The sequence below is a fragment of the Idiomarina baltica OS145 genome, from assembly GCF_000152885.1.
Classification (GTDB): Bacteria; Pseudomonadota; Gammaproteobacteria; order Enterobacterales; family Alteromonadaceae; genus Idiomarina; species Idiomarina baltica.
The window spans coordinates 280,642-296,469 of the sequence record NZ_CH672405.1 but is presented as its reverse complement, the minus strand read 5'-3'; the positions used below and the strand labels follow the sequence as shown (position 1 = coordinate 296,469).

At 46.3% G+C, this 15,828-nt stretch carries 17 protein-coding genes and 1 pseudogene; 12 read left to right on the top strand and 6 right to left on the bottom strand.

Annotation, left to right across the window (positions count from 1 at the left end; all coding sequences use genetic code 11):
- Positions 1-63 precede the first annotated feature (63 nt).
- The 3 genes from OS145_RS07280 (at position 64) to OS145_RS07270 (ending at position 3,200) form a co-directional block, all read left to right on the top strand.
- On the top strand, positions 64-1,956 hold the full coding sequence (locus OS145_RS07280; protein WP_006955647.1) for a GGDEF domain-containing protein: 1,893 nt from the start codon (positions 64-66) through the stop codon (positions 1,954-1,956).
- Between the two features lie 60 nt (positions 1,957-2,016).
- On the top strand, positions 2,017-2,427 hold the full coding sequence (gene arfB, locus OS145_RS07275) for an alternative ribosome rescue aminoacyl-tRNA hydrolase ArfB (protein ID WP_006955646.1): 411 nt from the start codon (positions 2,017-2,019) through the stop codon (positions 2,425-2,427).
- A gap of 74 nt (positions 2,428-2,501) precedes the next feature.
- Positions 2,502-3,200, top strand: coding sequence for a GOLPH3/VPS74 family protein (locus tag OS145_RS07270; RefSeq protein ID WP_006955644.1), 699 nt, complete (start codon positions 2,502-2,504; stop codon positions 3,198-3,200).
- On the opposite strand, the gene OS145_RS13510 is transcribed toward OS145_RS07270, so the two are convergent.
- Together OS145_RS13510 and OS145_RS13505 are read right to left on the bottom strand one after the other, a co-directional pair.
- Positions 3,197-3,655, bottom strand: a complete 459-nt coding sequence (locus OS145_RS13510; protein ID WP_207328218.1) for a methyl-accepting chemotaxis protein — start codon at positions 3,653-3,655, stop codon at positions 3,197-3,199. The genes OS145_RS07270 and OS145_RS13510 overlap by 4 nt on opposite strands.
- Positions 3,656-3,794: 139 nt before the next feature.
- Complete coding sequence (locus OS145_RS13505; RefSeq protein ID WP_006955641.1) at positions 3,795-4,370, bottom strand: PAS domain-containing protein; 576 nt, start codon at positions 4,368-4,370, stop codon at positions 3,795-3,797.
- Between the two features lie 180 nt (positions 4,371-4,550).
- Here OS145_RS13505 and OS145_RS07260 point away from each other — a divergent pair, with 180 nt between their 5' ends.
- The 4 genes from OS145_RS07260 to OS145_RS07245 all read left to right on the top strand — a co-directional run bounded on the left by OS145_RS07260 (position 4,551) and on the right by OS145_RS07245 (position 7,872).
- On the top strand, positions 4,551-4,874 hold the full coding sequence (locus OS145_RS07260) for a hypothetical protein (protein WP_006955639.1): 324 nt from the start codon (positions 4,551-4,553) through the stop codon (positions 4,872-4,874).
- 62 nt (positions 4,875-4,936) lie between these two features.
- Complete coding sequence (locus OS145_RS07255; RefSeq protein WP_006955637.1) at positions 4,937-6,670, top strand: copper resistance system multicopper oxidase; 1,734 nt, start codon at positions 4,937-4,939, stop codon at positions 6,668-6,670.
- Between the two features lie 10 nt (positions 6,671-6,680).
- Positions 6,681-7,421: a copper resistance protein B gene (locus OS145_RS07250; protein ID WP_006955635.1), complete on the top strand. Its 741-nt coding sequence runs from the start codon at positions 6,681-6,683 to the stop codon at positions 7,419-7,421.
- A gap of 241 nt (positions 7,422-7,662) precedes the next feature.
- Positions 7,663-7,872, top strand: coding sequence for a cold-shock protein (locus OS145_RS07245; RefSeq protein WP_006955633.1), 210 nt, complete (start codon positions 7,663-7,665; stop codon positions 7,870-7,872).
- A 239-nt stretch (positions 7,873-8,111) separates the two neighbouring features.
- Here the strand turns inward: OS145_RS07245 and OS145_RS07240 are convergent, their stop codons facing one another.
- From OS145_RS07240 to OS145_RS07225, 4 genes are all read right to left on the bottom strand, one after another.
- On the bottom strand, positions 8,112-9,029 hold the full coding sequence (locus OS145_RS07240; RefSeq protein ID WP_006955630.1) for an NAD-dependent epimerase/dehydratase family protein: 918 nt from the start codon (positions 9,027-9,029) through the stop codon (positions 8,112-8,114).
- A 77-nt stretch (positions 9,030-9,106) separates the two neighbouring features.
- Positions 9,107-9,994, bottom strand: coding sequence for an EAL domain-containing protein (locus tag OS145_RS07235; protein ID WP_040487893.1), 888 nt, complete (start codon positions 9,992-9,994; stop codon positions 9,107-9,109).
- A 270-nt stretch (positions 9,995-10,264) separates the two neighbouring features.
- Positions 10,265-11,089 (bottom strand): DUF547 domain-containing protein, encoded by an 825-nt coding sequence (locus OS145_RS07230; RefSeq protein WP_050749987.1) that lies wholly within the window; start codon positions 11,087-11,089, stop codon positions 10,265-10,267.
- A 67-nt stretch (positions 11,090-11,156) separates the two neighbouring features.
- Positions 11,157-11,681 (bottom strand): helix-turn-helix domain-containing protein, encoded by a 525-nt coding sequence (locus OS145_RS07225; protein ID WP_006955624.1) that lies wholly within the window; start codon positions 11,679-11,681, stop codon positions 11,157-11,159.
- Positions 11,682-11,787: 106 nt separating this feature from the next.
- On the opposite strand from OS145_RS07225, the pseudogene OS145_RS07220 reads away from it, so the two are divergent.
- The 5 genes and pseudogenes from OS145_RS07220 to OS145_RS07200 all read left to right on the top strand — a co-directional run bounded on the left by OS145_RS07220 (position 11,788) and on the right by OS145_RS07200 (position 15,826).
- Positions 11,788-12,944: pseudogene (locus tag OS145_RS07220) on the top strand (benzoate/H(+) symporter BenE family transporter).
- Between the two features lie 74 nt (positions 12,945-13,018).
- A complete protein-coding gene (locus OS145_RS07215; protein ID WP_006955620.1) occupies positions 13,019-14,095 on the top strand; it encodes an MBL fold metallo-hydrolase in 1,077 nt (358 codons plus the stop codon).
- A gap of 110 nt (positions 14,096-14,205) precedes the next feature.
- On the top strand, positions 14,206-14,601 hold the full coding sequence (locus OS145_RS07210; RefSeq protein ID WP_006955619.1) for a hypothetical protein: 396 nt from the start codon (positions 14,206-14,208) through the stop codon (positions 14,599-14,601).
- Between the two features lie 3 nt (positions 14,602-14,604).
- Positions 14,605-14,946 carry a helix-turn-helix domain-containing protein gene (locus tag OS145_RS07205; protein ID WP_006955618.1) on the top strand — a complete coding sequence of 114 codons (342 nt, stop codon included), beginning with the start codon at positions 14,605-14,607 and terminating at the stop codon, positions 14,944-14,946.
- 31 nt (positions 14,947-14,977) lie between these two features.
- Complete coding sequence (locus OS145_RS07200) at positions 14,978-15,826, top strand: TraB/GumN family protein (protein ID WP_006955617.1); 849 nt, start codon at positions 14,978-14,980, stop codon at positions 15,824-15,826.
- Positions 15,827-15,828: the final 2 nt, after the last annotated feature.

Genomic DNA, 15,828 nt, shown 5'->3' with positions numbered 1-15,828 from the left:
AACGCTTTTAAAAAAATATTATAAAGTTTAAACATGCACGTCCAATTATAATAAAAAAAGCGAATGATTTTGGAAAGAAGAACAAAACACCGACGTATCAAAAAACGCGAAAAACTCACCAATGCCTTGCTGTTTAAAATCAGTATTTGGGCAATTTCCATTGTTGTTATTGCGTCGGCAATTACATTTCAAGTCGCTTATGATGATGCAAGACAACGTGTCATTGGGTTGTTGGAACAAGATTTGGCCCCTGCGCTTGAGCGTAACGAAGCGTTTTTTGATCACGTAGAAGAAAACGGCGACATTCTTGCACAGCAGTTTCTATCGAATTACAAACTGATGCGTAATGAGTCGCGCCCTATTGAGCAGTTTAATGATTGGTATGAGGCGACCTCGCCCGGCGTTTTAAGGCTTAAACCGAGCTTTGATCGGGGCGTCATCGCAGGCGGTAAGTATTTTCAACACTTGAGCGCTTTTTTAGGTAAGCGTGACGTTGCGCTGGATGACGAACTCAAGTCACGCGTAATTGCGGCTCAATACACCCTCAATGAACTTGGTCCCGCTTGGCAAAATGAGGTGTCGAATTCACACTTTTCGATGCCCGAAAATATTTTATTAATGTATTCAACTGAATCACCGTGGGGGCTGCTCGCAGATAAGGATTTGGTGATGACGGATTATTCGGTCGTACGGTCGACATTACAGGTCAATAATCCCGAGCGAAAACCTAATTGGACCGGGCTTTACTACGATATTTCAGCCGACATTTTAACCATTACTTATCAAAAGCCTGTCGATCTGGCGGGTAAACATCTCGCGAATGCGAGTTTTGATGTGGTACTCAGTAGTTTAGTGAGCGATTTGACTAAAAAGAAACGCCCAAACGCTGAGCATGTCGTGTTAAACAATAATGGTGACTTGATTGCCGCATCTAACGTCACACAAGACGCTATTATTGCGCGTTCGACACTCACCTCAGAAACCTACAATGAACCTTTGTATCAGCACTTGAGTCAGTTGGTGGTTGATAGAGGCTTTTCAGAGACACCCACTATTTTGAGTGGCGAAGTGGAAGGTCAGTTGCTATTCGTTAATAAGCTGCCGGGCCCAGGTTGGTGGCACATTACCTCATATCCACTTGCTGAGGTGCGTAACCAGGCGATCGTGTTGCCGTTACAGCTTGTTGGTGCAGGCGTGGGGTTGGTGATTTTAATTCTACTGATGAGCTACTGGCTCATTCAACGCGAAGTCAGTCGACCCTTACAAGAAGTCGCTAAAGTGGCTTCGTTGATGGGCCAGCGCAATTATCGCGAGGCGCAAACCCATAAGACAACCAAGATTAAGGCGCGCGGCGAAGTTAAACAAGCGCTGAAGGCGTTCCAAACCATGGCATCACGCTTTATTACAGCGCAAGATGAACTAGAACGAGAGGTGGAGTCCCGTACAGCCGAGTTAGCTGAAGCGAATCGAAAGCTTGATGCCTTAGCTCATATGGATGGTTTAACGGGGCTATTTAATCGTCGGGCGTTTGATCGTGATTTGGACGCGGCTATCTCGTCGGGTAAGCCGTATCATTTGATGATTGCAGATATTGATGAGTTTAAAGCCTATAATGATAACTACGGGCACGAGGCGGGCGATAGCGCAATCAAGGAGATAGCAGAGTGCCTACGCAGTAATACACCGCTCAAAGTGTATCGCTACGGCGGCGAAGAGCTCGCTATGATAGTCCCTTCTGCCTATGACCTTGAAAGCAAACTTAACGAGTTGCGTGACAAGGTGATTGAGTTGAATATTCCGCATCATTATACCAACACGGATCGTTCATGTTTAAGTTTAAGCATGGGAGCTGCACCTATCCAGCGTGATGACGATAGCCGCAGTGCGATTCGACGTGCTGATAAACAACTCTACGCGGCTAAAAGAGCGGGTAAAAACTGTGTTGTTACTGCTTAACTTGTGCCTACTGTTTAAGACGCTTAACCTTATACTTCTAACCAAATACGAAAGAAGTTAATGATAAAGATATCTCAACGGGTTGAAATCCCTGACCAAGAAATCGAGTGGCAATTTATTCGCTCAAGCGGGGCGGGTGGACAAAATGTCAATAAAGTCGCTACCGCGGCACAGTTGATCTTTGATATTCAGTCATCTTCATTGCCCGACTTTTATAAACAGCGTTTACTAAAGTTGTCCGATCATCGGATTACGCAAAGCGGCAAAGTAATTATCAAAGCACAAGAGACGCGCAGCCAAGCGCGCAACAGAGAGCTGGCGCTTGAGCAATTGACCGGCCTAATCCGCAGTGTGTCTTATGTGCAGAAAAAGCGCATCGCAACTAAACCGAGTCGATCAGCAAAAGAAAAGCGTTTAAAAAGTAAAAAACAACAGGGGCAAAAAAAGGCGCTACGCAAGAAGGAGTTTTAGTCGACACGAGTGGAAATTGGCTCAATGTGAATTTATGGGGCTATTATCAATAACCAAAATTATTAAGGTCGCTTATGACAAATACAATTCGTCTGTACCAAGCCGTTATGTTACTCGCGTTAAGTGAAGAGCGCGGCACCATGAACGGTGCTTATGTCGAATATGCAACCGCAGCCGCACTTTTGTCAGAGCTTTTGATGCATGAGAGTATTGCGATTGAAACGGATAATAAAAATAAAGTGTCGGTTGTGGATGACGCCAGTACCGATGATGCGTTATTAGATGAAGCGCTGGACCAAATTAAAGCAGCTAAGCGACAACGCAAGCTGCAGGATTGGGTACAAAAGCTAGGCCAACTTAAAGATTTAAAACACAAAGTTGCCCAGAGTTTGGTGGATGCTCATATCGTTGCAGCAGAAAAGGAAAAGGTTTTATGGCTGTTTGAGCGACGCGTTTATCCCGAGCTTAACCCAGAACCCGAACAGCAAATACGTGAAGCAATGCGCAGTGCTGTGATGAGTGATGATGAGGTTGAACCGCGTGTGGCGATTTTAGTCGCTTTAGCCAACAGCGCTAAGCTGTTGCCGCAAGTGTTCACCAAGCAGGAACTGAAACAGCGCAAAAAGCGCATTGAGCAGCTAGAAAAGGGTGAAATGGTGTCGACCGCGGCAAAACAAGCGGTTGCTGCTATTGAGGCAGCGGTCATGGTGGCTGCGATTATGCCAGCCATCACCGCCGCGAGCACCGCTTCGTGTTCATCAACCTCATGCTAAGTAACTTTGCTCTTAAATTGACTGACGGCATCGAGTACGTGTTTGGCACCTGATTGAATATCTTCCATCACTTTACTCGCTTGAGTCGATAGGCTCAGCGAGTTTTCGACTTCATCCAGACTTTGTTGTATTTGCCGGACGGCCGTTTCAGTTAGATTTTTATTTTTACCCACCACATCAATAATTTTTTCGCTGGTCGTGCTGGTGCGTGATGCCAATGAACGTACTTCGTCGGCTACTACAGCGAAACCGCGTCCTTGCTCTCCGGCGCGTGCTGCTTCAATGGCTGCGTTGAGTGCCAAGAGGTTGGTTTGGGCGGCAATGCCTTGGATACTGTCGACTAACTCAGTGACTTTCGTTGATTGAGTGTTAAGTTCAGCGATGTGGTGACTGGTTTGCTCAATTTTTTGTGCTAACACGCGCATAGCGTCAATGGTTTCTCGAATAACAGCCATACCTTGTTGCGCATGCTTATCTGTTTGAGTCGAGACGTCATGAGCAATATCGGATGTTTCGACGATGGCTTGTTCGCGCTTAACTTGATCGGTGATCACCGACGCGAACTTAACCACTTTGTAGAGGACACCTGCCTCGTTATGCACGGTGGTGCTGATCAACGATATCGTCTAGCCGATAATTCAAAGCATCAAGAAAGTTTTCATTTGCGGTGATGACATGACCATCAAGCGTAAACTCGATGACAGCCGATGAGCGGTTGAGGGCTTTGAGTAAATCCTCTGTCTCGCGCGACTTTGTAATGGTATGCGTGAGCTCACAACCGTAGGCCGCAAATGCTAATTGCGAGTCGTTTCCTAGTTTTTCGGGCTCTAGAATCACGCGTATCCAGATCTCGTGGCCTTGATCATGAATAAATTGAATAGCACCGTGCCAATGTGACTGCGTTTTAATGGCACGCGTCATTTGCTGAATGTGGGGCTTATTTTTAGCCGTTGGTGCAATAAAAGCTGATAACGGTTGATTCAATAATTTAGAACTATCGAGTCCTAAACATGCTTTGAATGACTCATCAGTCTCTACAATGCGACCTTGAGCATCGAGCGCAAAATAGACCATGGCATCCTTCATTGTTTGCCGCATCGCTTTATATGCACTGATTTCATTGGCTTGTTGTTGGTTCAAGTGCTCTAGCTTGTTGTTGAATCCTAGCATGGTGTTCCCCCTAAAGAACGAAGTGCTCGAAGGGAAAGTAACATAAAATTCGAAAAGTTGAATGTATTTTCAATATTATCTTTACACTGTGTTTCTCGACACTTTTCGTTGGTATTTGACAAAAAGTTAGAGGTATTCCAATGTGGATAGGTAGCAATCGACATGCTGTATGGATATCAAATGTCACTTAGAGCATTTTTCGTTTTAGTTATTTTTTCATCGACTTTACTGTTGCCTCAATGGGCAAGCGCAGAGCGTGTGTGCCAGCAAGAAAATGCTCATGCGTGTGAACACGATAACTCGGTGATGCATGACTGTTGCGATGACCTTCTAAGAGTTCACTGTACAGGGCTCTCTATTGCCTATGTTGAGTGTGATGCTTCGATTGAAACTCCGGCAACGGTTTTAGCCGAAAGCGCAAAAAGCCGTGCGGTTACAGAAACTCGACCAAAGCATGGTAGCGAGCTATTTCGCCCTCCGATTTACACAAAACTCTACTGCTAATTTCTACATGGCAGCTATGCCACACAGTTATTAATACACAATTTATTTTTGTGGAGTTTTGTATGAATAATTCTATTGATCCGTCGCGTCGACAGTTTGTTAAATCAGCACTGACAGCGGCTTCCGCTCTTGCGCTTGCCAAAGTGGCACCCGTCTGGGCGTCCCCGCAGGGTAGACATTTTAAAGATTCCGTTTTAGCCACCGACGAGGTGAACTTAACGATTGCACGAAAACCGCTACTCATCGGTCAGAAGGTGGGTCGTCCGATTACCATAAATGGACAAATGCCCGGACCCTTGATCCGTCTACGAGAGGGCCAACCCGCAAAGCTAAATGTCACCAATAAACTGATGGAGGATACGTCTGTTCATTGGCATGGAATCATTTTGCCTGAAAATATGGATGGCGTTCCTGGCGTATCATATGAGGGCATAAAACCAGGTCGAACATTTAAATATCGCTATGATGTGCAGCAAAGCGGTACCTATTGGTATCACAGTCACTCGGGGTTGCAAGAGCAGCTCGGTCACCTAGGTCCGCTTATTATTGACTCCAAAGATGGTGATATCGGTGCCGATCGAGAGCATACGGTGATTCTAACCGACTGGACCTTTTCTGATCCTAATGATGTTTTTCGCAAGCTGAAAGTCGCTGAAGGCTATTATAATTACCATAAGCGCACACTCTTTGACACCTTTGATGATATTCGTCAGCAAGGGTTGGAAAAAACCTGGCAAGAGCGTGAAATGTGGGGGCGGATGCGCATGAGTCCTCGCGACATAGCCGATGTTACTGGTAGTACTTACACGTATTTGATGAATGGCCGCGATTCGCGGATGAACTGGTCTGGGCTTTTTAAGCCCGGAGAAAAAGTGCGCCTTCGTATTATAAACGGTTCAGCGATGAGCTTTTTCGATGTCCGAATTCCTGGCTTGGAAATGACGGTGGTTGCCGCCGATGGCCAACCTGTTCAGCCTGTCACAATAGATGAGTTCCGCATTGGTGTCGCCGAAGCGTACGATGTCATTGTACAACCCAGGGAAAGTAAAGCGTACACGCTGTTTGCTGAGAGCTTCGATAGAAGTGGGTTTGTGCGCGGTACATTAACGCCCGAATTAGGACTTGAAGCGCCCATACCGGAGTTACGGCCCGTACCTGAACGTGGTATGGCGGCTATGGGAATGGCTAACATGAAGATGGAAGGCATGACGGAAGGGTCTATGTCTTCCATGAAATCTGATATGTCCACTAAGCAACCATTACCTGTCGACAATATACAAATTGACCACGCTAATGGTGGCCACGGACCCGGTGCTGCTATGATTGCTAAAAATCCAGTAAGTCGCTTGGACGAACCGGGGCTCGGGCTTGAGAATGTCGATCATCGTGTTCTCGTTTATTCGGACTTAAAAGGAGCTCACGAATGGCCTGACACGCGTGAACCTGAGCGCACCATACAGTTGCATTTGACCGGTAACATGGAACGTTACATGTGGTCTTTTGATGGGAAAAAGTTTACTGAAGTAGACGGACCCATTCAGTTTAATGAGGGGGAAAGGCTTCGTCTCGTGTTGGTTAATGACACGATGATGGACCACCCGATTCATCTGCATGGTATGTGGATGGAGTTAGAAAATGGTCATTATCCTCGCCCGCGTAAGCACACCATCAGCGTAAAGCCAAGCGAAAAGGTATCACTGCTCATCTCAGCGGATGCTCACGGCAGTTGGGCCTTTCATTGTCACCTTCTTTATCACATGAAGGCGGGTATGTTTCGCGTAGTAAATGTTTCTTAAGGAGCGGATGATGAAAAACTTTCTATTATTATTAGGCGGTCTTTTTCCTCTTATTGCGTCAGCAGGACATGCCAAGGATGATTGGCCAGAGCCTGTAAGCGATCACTATACTGGACGCGTTCTTTTTGACCGATTGGAAATCGCGCGAACCAATCAGCATGAACAATCAGCTGTTTGGGATATGATGGCTTGGTATGGTGGAGACTATCATCGACTTGTGTTTAAAACCGAGGGTGAAAATGTACAAAATGATGGCGCACCGACCGATATCGAAAAAGCAGAACTACTCTATGGCTATTTAGTGTCTCCATTTTGGTCCATTCAGGCGGGAGTTGGTGCCCGTGGCGAGCTTTCATCCGATAGCTCGTTTGAGCATTATGCCGTGTTAAGTTTTTCGGGCTTGGCACCTTACTGGTTTGAAATGGATAACTCACTCATGGTGAATGAGGAAGGTGATATACAGTTGCGCTCGGAAACGGAGTATGAGTGGAGATTAAGTCAAACCGCCTATTTGCAACCACGAGTAGAAATCACCGCCAATGTCACCGACTCGGAAAAATACCGGCGTGAATCGGGGCTAAGTAACTTAAGAGTGGGGTTGCGCTATCGACAAGAAATCAGTCGAGAATTTGCGCCGTATATCGGCGTCTATTGGAATCAAGCGCTCGGTAACACCGCAGATCGATTACAGCGAGAAGGGCGGCAAACCCATGAAACGGGCATCGTTGTAGGTGCTAGAGTTTGGTTTTAATACGCTAGTGAGCAAGGACGGACATTGCCGTTCTTGCTCATTAAAAATAATCGTTGACTAATATTTAAACTCGCGTATTGTAGGCGGCGTTGGATAAGAAAGTTAGTTAAACCTCCTCTACGTCGCATTACTTGTAGTCAATCTTCGTCCTGTAGTTTTAAATTTCCGTTTTTACCCGCACCATCCGCTCATGGCATTGGTCGTGGCGGCTTAATATATTATTTTTATCAGGATTACGATTATGTCTAATACAGTAAACGGCACAGTTAAATGGTTTAACGAAGCAAAAGGTTTTGGTTTCATCGAGCAGCAAGGCGGCGCTGACGTATTTGCTCATTTCAGTGCAATCACTGGCGATGGCTTCAAAACGCTTAACGAAGGTCAACGTGTATCGTTCGCGATCACTCAAGGCCCTAAAGGTCCTCAAGCAGAAAACATCGTTGCACTGTAACGACTGCTGAGTAGTACCTATTATCCAAAAGGGAGCTTTCGAGCTCCTTTTTTTGTGTCCAAATTAAATTTGCAAATAAAAATCATTTGCATTAACATGGCGGCATTGGCCTAAACTCTCTCCCTGGCTAATGTTCTCCCCAGCCAAGTGCTGGGGAATTTTTCTCTTCCTGAGTCATTTGACGCATCGTGTGGATGGAGGGCGAACGGCAAAACTACCTTTGCCATTTTAGTGGCGAGTTAGTCGAAACAAGCTTTAAGACCCTCCTGATAAGAGGTGACTGAAAACTCCGGAAATCGCGCCTTGAATTTATCGGATATAAAAACGTTATCGACTTGATAGCGCGGCATTAATTCTTGTGCGTCGCGCAGCGTTTTGCTAAAAACGCTCGCCAATTTTAGTTGCCAAGGTTTCACTATTGAGTAGCGGTAGGGCTTTTGTGTGATTGTTTCAATCGTTTCAACCATGCCGCGATAGGTTAAACGGTTATCGTCACAAGGTAAGTGCCAGGTTTGGTCAAAGGCATCGGGCGTATTGCCCAGTAGTGCCAAGGCGCGGCTAGCGTCTGGCGTGTAGATAAGAGTGCGTTGTGTGTCATCCCTTAAAAAGACCCGTGCTTTTTTACCGCGTTTGAGCGGCTCAATTAGGGTCGACTGAGTGATACTTTGAGTTCTCTCGGGCCCGTAAAACTCTGGAGCGCGCGCAATCAGTGCGACAATATCTTTCTCTGTTTGCGCACAGATCAACTCTTGGGCGATGTCTGCGCGTACTTGACCCTTTCTACCGTGAGGCTCAAAGAGGATGTCCTCAGTTTGGGGCTCGGCCGTTTGCGGATACATATAAGTATTGTCAAAAAACACCAGTTTCGCATTGTGCGTCTTACAGGCATCGATGACGTTGCGCATGATTACCGGCCACTCTTGCTCCCAACGTTCGGTGTCCATTGGCAAACCGACTGTGAGATAGACGATATCTGAGCCCTTGACGGCATGGGCAGTCTGCTCTGCATTCAACAGATTTGCGCTCATAGTGCTATCGGTTGGATTTACTTTACTTGGATTGCGACTGACGATACGAATATCAGTGGTGTAATCACGATGAAGTGCTCGTGCCAACTCGATACCGATTTGACCGCTGGCGCCCAAAATTGTTTGCATACGAAAGAGTTACCGCTGCGTGCTTTAAATTATGGGACTAGCCTATCAAAAGGTTTCGAACAGGTCTTGCTTAATCATTAGGCAAGGCGTATATCGGTCTCCATAAGCTGTTCAAAGCTCTGTGGTTTGTGTAACAAAAAGCCTTGAACTTGATCGATACCTAACTCACGAATACAGTCGAGTGTGCGTTGATCTTCAACACCTTCAGCAACCGTTTTCATGTGTAAAGTACGGGCTATTTCAGCGGTCGACTTAGCAAATGAATGTTCGCTGATATCGTGAATATTCTGAATAAATGATTTGTCGAGTTTTACCTCATCAAAAGGCGCAGTGGTGAGCCTCGCAGCATTAGAGAGTCCTGTTCCATAATCGTCTATCGAAAGTCGCGCACCTTTACCCTTAATGAGTAGTAGGTTTCTTGAAACACTCGAGCGAGTCGAATAGAGCTCATTTTCGGTAAGTTCAAACATCAGCCTTGGATGAGCGATAGGGGCGTCGTTCATGAATGCCTTAAATTGCTCAGAAAAACTGGCTTCGCTAAGCTCCTTTGCTGACAAGTTGACTGCGAGGTTAGCCTCGGAGTAACGAGCAAAAAGCGCATGATGATTTTGTAATGAGTTGCTTAAGGTTGAGCGGGTTAAATGCGTCCAAAGCCCACGTTCATGAATCACGTCGAACACTTCGTTGAGTGGAATGGGCTTATCGTCGTGAATTAATCGGGCTAATGCTTCAAAGGCAACCAGTTCAAGTGAGTCACTTCGAAATTGAACTTGATAATAGACGGTCATTTTTCCCGAAGTGACGAGCTCCTCTATCAAATCTTGATCATAACAAGCATCTGGCTTATTGGAGCGCTGACGTGAGTCTGTACTATGTCGACAAACCCATTCAAGTGCTTGTTCGGTACTTTCGCGACCGTTCACGATGTAGGCATCGAGCCCATAGGAGGTCAATACTTTGTGCATCAGAGTATCTTGTCGTTTGTCGAAAGCCTCTGAGAGAACATAAACTAAGCCTTGAAATTTCTGCTCCTTGAGGTGTTCACAAATATCGAGCAACAGAGTCAAGCTGCAGCGGTTTAACTGTCAGGTTAAGGGTATGGTTGCAAAGACGCTCAAACCTGTCGGACGCCGAATCTGAAAAAATAAAATACATTGCTTGCTCTTAAATTATAATGACCATTCTATAAATGTATGTTTTATCATATAAAATAAAGTGATACCAAGTTTGTGACGTCAATTGACACCGGTTGTGTTCAACGCCCAATTGTAGTCGGTATACCGAATCGGTAATTTTGAATGCGTCAATGATTTCGCATCAGACGCAGAGTCCGTGAGTGCATCAGAATAATGACGTAAAAACGTGTGTATACCGTTGAAGTCATCCCCGTACCATTTGAATATTTTGGACAAATAGATCCCTGCTTCATCAATACCATTTTTATCGCGATCACTTAAAAACAGTCGGGTTTGGTTTTCGAGTTGCTCGTTTAATTGACTAGCCTGATAGGCCTTACTGCGTAACTTGGGACAACTGACAGCCGCGCAGACGAGCGCAAAATGAATGCGTGGCTCATTGAAATCGACGCGAATTTTTTCGTGCTCTAGCCAATCTAAGCTACGTTGTTTGCCGAGTAATTTAAAAAACGACTGCTCCCATGGGCTTTTAAAAAAGCTACCTAAGTCACGGATTGACTGGGCTTCGCCACTATTAAATGCATCGATGTGCTGGATAATTAACTGGATAGTAAAGGCATTGTACGCATTGATTAAAAACGCCAATTGCTGATCGGGGGTCCAAGACGTGTATTGTTGTGGGGTGACTGCCGACAGCTCTGCTACATATTCCTTCAGGGAACCACGTTGCTTAGCAATGGCTTGGTAATCAACCGCTGATTTATGCTGATTGTCGAATACGACAACGTGGCGATTTAATACTTGGTTGAACAGCGCATGGCTATGGTCAAAGGTTGATGAGATAGCCTGGGCGCTATATGAAAGTGCGAAGATCAACGAAGAAAGGATACAACGCAGGTAACACGCGAGAGGTTGCCTTGACATAATTTCAACAAAAGTAGAAAGCCTTAACTAGCTTTACGCTAAAAGCGGCGGAAAGTTCATCAGCCTGTTAAACATAATTTATAACTGCTAAAAACTCAGTTTTACCTGAATAACGATTGATGTAACTATGCGGCTGGGCGGCGTCAAAGCGATACGCTTCACCGGCTTTGATGGTTACCTGTGTTTCGCCTACTACAATATCGAGTCTGCCCGACTGTACATACAACATTTCGAAGGTGCCGCGGCGGTGGGCGTCGGAGTGGCTCTGTGCCCCTTCAGCCATGCACAATTTGTACACCTCTTGCTGGGTCTGAGGATCAAATGCCAGCAGACGCTCGACTTGAATACGCTCATGCGCAAAATCAAATGTCATGGGCTGCTGCTCATCGTTGAGTAACCATGACAGAGATACATTGAAACCAGTAGCCAACTTCCAAAGCGTCGCGAGTGTGGGCGAGGATTCTTGCCGCTCGATTTGTCCGAGCATGGCCTTGCTGACACCGGTGTGTTCGGCGCAGGCTGTTAAGCTCCAACCCTTATCTTTGCGCAGTTTTTTTAATCGGCGCGCCACAGTGTGATGATTATTTTGCATGATTTATCAAATGTTTATGGTTTAGTGTTTGTGCGTTATAACGCACGCTGTTATCTTATGATTAACTTTGTACGTTATAACGCACTATGGGGCATTAAGAAACACCATGATTCGTTTACTGAGCCAAGTATCAGCAGGCGCGACGGCTGTCTTTGTCGGTTATAGCAGTGCTGTTGTACTGATACTCGAAGCAGCATCGCAACTGGACTCATCGCCCGCACTGCAAAGTGCCTGGTTGCTAGCCGTTGGGCTGGCGATGGGCATTTCAACGAGCGCATTATCATTATATTACAAAGCCCCCGTACTGACGGCTTGGTCAACACCGGGCATTGCGTTGCTGATTGGCTCACTCAGTGGTTTAACGGTGGCTGAGGCGGTCGGGGTTTTGTTTTTTCCTCTAGTTTGATTGTTGTGTTTGGAGTTAGTGGTCTTGCTGACCGGATGATGAAATGGGTGCCTAGTCATGTTGCGGCGGCTATTTTGGCAGGCATACTACTTAAGTTTGTGAGTGCAATTCTGCCGGCGCTTATTTCGTTTCCCATTATCGCGGGTGGTCTCATCATCATTTACTTTATCTGCCGTGCGTATACACCGCGATGGGTCTTTTTGTGGTTACTGCTGGCGGCTATCACATTACCGTTTTTTACGGGCAAGCTTAATGAGCAATCGCTAATGGTGGAAGCACCGCAGTGGATTTGGGTGTGGCCCGACTTCAGCTGGCCTGCGCTCATTGGCGTTGGCATTCCGTTATTTGTCGTCACGATGGTTTCACAAAACGTTCCCGGCGTGATGATGCTGCGTGCCAATGGTTACGCACCGCCGACATCGCCACTTATCACAACCACCGGTTTAGCGGGGTTGCTACTGGCGCCGCTGGGCGCTTTTGCGATAAACCTCGCGGCAATTACCGCGGCGATTTGCCAAACAGAGGATGCAGACCCCGATCCGGCGCAGCGCTATAAAGCGGCAGTGGCTGCCGGAGGATTTTATATTCTGATGGGGCTTGCAGGATCACTTATCGTGAGCCTATTCATGATGATGCCGCAAGCGGCAACGGCCACGCTGGCTGGCTTAGCATTATTGCCGGTGATTACGCAGAATCTGCAACGCGCCTTTAGCAGTACATCAGGTGCTTATGCGGCGGCAATCGCGTTCATTGTTACTGTGGCTGATGTGTCATTTTTTAGTATCAGTAGTGCGTTTTGGGGTTTGCTAGTGGGCTGTGTCGTGGCCTTTCTATCTGAACGTACACATCGTATTTAGTTACATTTTAACAATGACTCAACATTATGTGATGTGCGATGATACAACGCATAATAATCATCAGATAATCAGCTATGAGCCGCGTTTTATTTGTTTTTTCTTTTATTGTTTTATTCGTTACCGGGTGTACCTCGAATACTATTCAAGTGATTAATTCGGAACAACAAATAGAGCATCCGAATGACCATCGTTTTGAAAACCTAGATCCCGGTGAAAAACAGTATCCTGCTACGTGTGAAACGGACTGCTACCGTGAGCGTGCCGATATTCAATGCACTGATGAAGCCTGCCGTTACACGGGACCTTATTTACAATCTTCATATGATGAAGCCTTCAAGGTAACGTGGTTCGGGCATGCGCTTTTTCAAATTGAAACACCGAGTGATGCGACGATAATCACCGATCCAGTTTTTGATGAATTTGATTGGCCCATTAATTGGTTGCACGCTTGGTTTAATGGTCAGTACCGTTCTCATCTGCCGAATTTATCGGTTGAACAGGTAAGTCAAGCCGACGCTGTTTTATACTCCCACCTGCATTATGATCATTTTAATAAATCGGATGTCGAGTCCATAGGTGACCATCCTAGCTATCGTGTGCCATTGCGTATGGGGGAAAAATTCCCCGAAATCGGGGCACACATTACCGAAATGGGCTGGTTCTCTGAGGATACATTGAATACTCAAACGAGGGGGACGAATATTACCGCGTTGCCCGCTCACCATTTTAGTAGTCGCACCTATATTCCATTCATTTATGAAGATAACGCGCGCGTTTCATGGAATGGCTGGTTGATAGAGAGCCAAGGCAAAACTTTATTCTATGCAGGTGACACCGGCTATTCTGAGCACTTTCGTGATATCCATGAGCGCTATGGTGCAATCGACGTCTGCTTGCTCCCCATCGCTTCTTATTACTCGCCGACCAGCCCCAAGTGGTATCGCTATGTGCATATGACGCCTGAGGATGCCATTACTGCAGCCAATGAACTGGAGTGCCAAGTAATGATTCCATGGGGTTATGGTAATGCCAGCTGGGGAATGGGCGATGTGTCTTCTCACTCAGCGTTAACACGCTTTTTGAATATGCTTGAAGTGATGCCGCTTAAAGCCAAAGTCATCGTGCTTGATGAGCATGTGTCAGCAAGGTGACAGTGGTCTGTCGTATGCCTGACATATGACTGCCACGCGCCTGGCGTAGGTACTTCTACATTCGACTGCTAGTGTTCTTCCTGCAATAAGGCGATTAAAGGATATTTCACATGAAAGGGTCATTACTAAAAAAACTACACTTCAATTTTGAATTTAAGTTTGAGTACGAAGGGCATGTTATTGAAGCACGTGCCAGTGGGATTTCAGCGAAAGAAGAAGTATTTGTCGACGGTGAGTGCGTAAGTAGTCGACGTAATTTTGGCTTATCAAGCACACACGAATTTTTGATTGAGGGCGAGACATTTAAAATACATTTTGATGTGGGTGGCTTTTTATTATCAACCATTCGTTGCGATTTATTGTTAGGCGATGATGTGGTTCGCACCGAGTCGCAATCGTCACTTAAGGGGCAAAAGGGCTCTTGGAAACTAATTTTATCGTTCTTTGTGATTGGTTTGGCCGCTGGCTTTTTGAGCGCAAAGCTGGCGCTTTGGTTGCTGGGGTAGGTTATGCGTATCAATCAAGACAAAGTCATTGCCTGTCGCTCGCAATGGGATTGGACACAACAACAGCTTGCCGATGCCTGCGGTGTAAGTCTGCGCACGATACAGCGGGTAGAGCGTGATGGCATTGGCTCAAAAGACACCGTGCAGGCATTGTGTGCGGTATGCCAACTCGCACGCGAGGAGCTGGTCGAGGATGCCGACAACAGTGCTCGGACTGAACCTACAACCCAACAAAACAACCATGTACAGCGACCAACGTGGCTCGATGCTCTGCCACTCTTGGTGACACTGGTGGTGGGGATGTTTATTGGCGTAGCTTTAACCTTATTCATCACCCAACGCTGACCGCAAACAATAGCAATAAGGGATACATATCATGAAATTAAAACTCGTCATTGTTACGTTATTGGCATTGCTCTGGAGTACGCTCAGCTCGGCGGAGGTCTTTTATAAGGCCGTGCAGGGCGACAAGACACTTTGGATCATGGGTACGGTACATGCCGCGAAGGGAGACGGTTTTGCACTCTCTGAGCAGGCACAAGACGCACTCGCTCAAAGTAAAGTCATTTGGATGGAAGTGGCGCCCGAAAAATTAAAGAACGCGCAAGCGGCGTTTATGGCTCATGCAATGCGTTCACAAGGCACGCTAGAAGAGAACGTTGATAGTGAGACTTGGCAAGCGTTTACGCAGGTCGCTCAACAATACGGCATTCCAGAGCAAAATCTTAACCCGCTTAATGCCTGGTTCGCACAAATTGTATTAGTTGCTACTGCGGTAAATCACGCCGGCTATGTGCAAGAAGCGGGGGTTGAAAGCAAAATTGAGCAATTTGCAGATGCCAATAGCTTGCCTATTAAAAGCTTGGAAACGGTTGAACGCCAGATTAATGCGTTAGTGCAGGCACAAAGTGATGTGGGTGAGCAAGAAATTATCGAGCAAACGTTGACCGAAATTGATCAGGTCAATGAGGTTTTAGACGGCATTATTGTCAGTTGGCAGCAAGGCGATTTAACGGCATTGGGCAAACTCTTAAATGATTCAATGCCACCTCAAATGGCTGAGGAACTGCTCTATAAGCGCAATCGAGAGTGGATAGAGAGACTTGCCACGGATAATCAAAGTGATAGCGCGTTTATCGCCGTCGGTGCGGGTCATCTGGTGGGAGATGAGGGTTTACTGACGCTGCTTGAGGAAAATGGATATAGTGTAAGTGAGGTGAACTAAAC

Coding starts and splice junctions, on each gene's coding strand:
- OS145_RS07280 (WP_006955647.1), top strand. CDS start 64: ATGATTTTGGAAAGAAGAACAAAACACCGACGTATCAAAAAACGCGAA.
- arfB (WP_006955646.1), top strand. CDS start 2,017: ATGATAAAGATATCTCAACGGGTTGAAATCCCTGACCAAGAAATCGAG.
- OS145_RS07270 (WP_006955644.1), top strand. CDS start 2,502: ATGACAAATACAATTCGTCTGTACCAAGCCGTTATGTTACTCGCGTTA.
- OS145_RS13510 (WP_207328218.1), bottom strand. CDS start 3,655: ATGGCTGTTATTCGAGAAACCATTGACGCTATGCGCGTGTTAGCACAA.
- OS145_RS13505 (WP_006955641.1), bottom strand. CDS start 4,370: ATGCTAGGATTCAACAACAAGCTAGAGCACTTGAACCAACAACAAGCC.
- OS145_RS07260 (WP_006955639.1), top strand. CDS start 4,551: ATGTCACTTAGAGCATTTTTCGTTTTAGTTATTTTTTCATCGACTTTA.
- OS145_RS07255 (WP_006955637.1), top strand. CDS start 4,937: ATGAATAATTCTATTGATCCGTCGCGTCGACAGTTTGTTAAATCAGCA.
- OS145_RS07250 (WP_006955635.1), top strand. CDS start 6,681: ATGAAAAACTTTCTATTATTATTAGGCGGTCTTTTTCCTCTTATTGCG.
- OS145_RS07245 (WP_006955633.1), top strand. CDS start 7,663: ATGTCTAATACAGTAAACGGCACAGTTAAATGGTTTAACGAAGCAAAA.
- OS145_RS07240 (WP_006955630.1), bottom strand. CDS start 9,029: ATGCAAACAATTTTGGGCGCCAGCGGTCAAATCGGTATCGAGTTGGCA.
- OS145_RS07235 (WP_040487893.1), bottom strand. CDS start 9,994: ATGCACAAAGTATTGACCTCCTATGGGCTCGATGCCTACATCGTGAAC.
- OS145_RS07230 (WP_050749987.1), bottom strand. CDS start 11,089: ATGTCAAGGCAACCTCTCGCGTGTTACCTGCGTTGTATCCTTTCTTCG.
- OS145_RS07225 (WP_006955624.1), bottom strand. CDS start 11,681: ATGCAAAATAATCATCACACTGTGGCGCGCCGATTAAAAAAACTGCGC.
- OS145_RS07215 (WP_006955620.1), top strand. CDS start 13,019: ATGAGCCGCGTTTTATTTGTTTTTTCTTTTATTGTTTTATTCGTTACC.
- OS145_RS07210 (WP_006955619.1), top strand. CDS start 14,206: ATGAAAGGGTCATTACTAAAAAAACTACACTTCAATTTTGAATTTAAG.
- OS145_RS07205 (WP_006955618.1), top strand. CDS start 14,605: ATGCGTATCAATCAAGACAAAGTCATTGCCTGTCGCTCGCAATGGGAT.
- OS145_RS07200 (WP_006955617.1), top strand. CDS start 14,978: ATGAAATTAAAACTCGTCATTGTTACGTTATTGGCATTGCTCTGGAGT.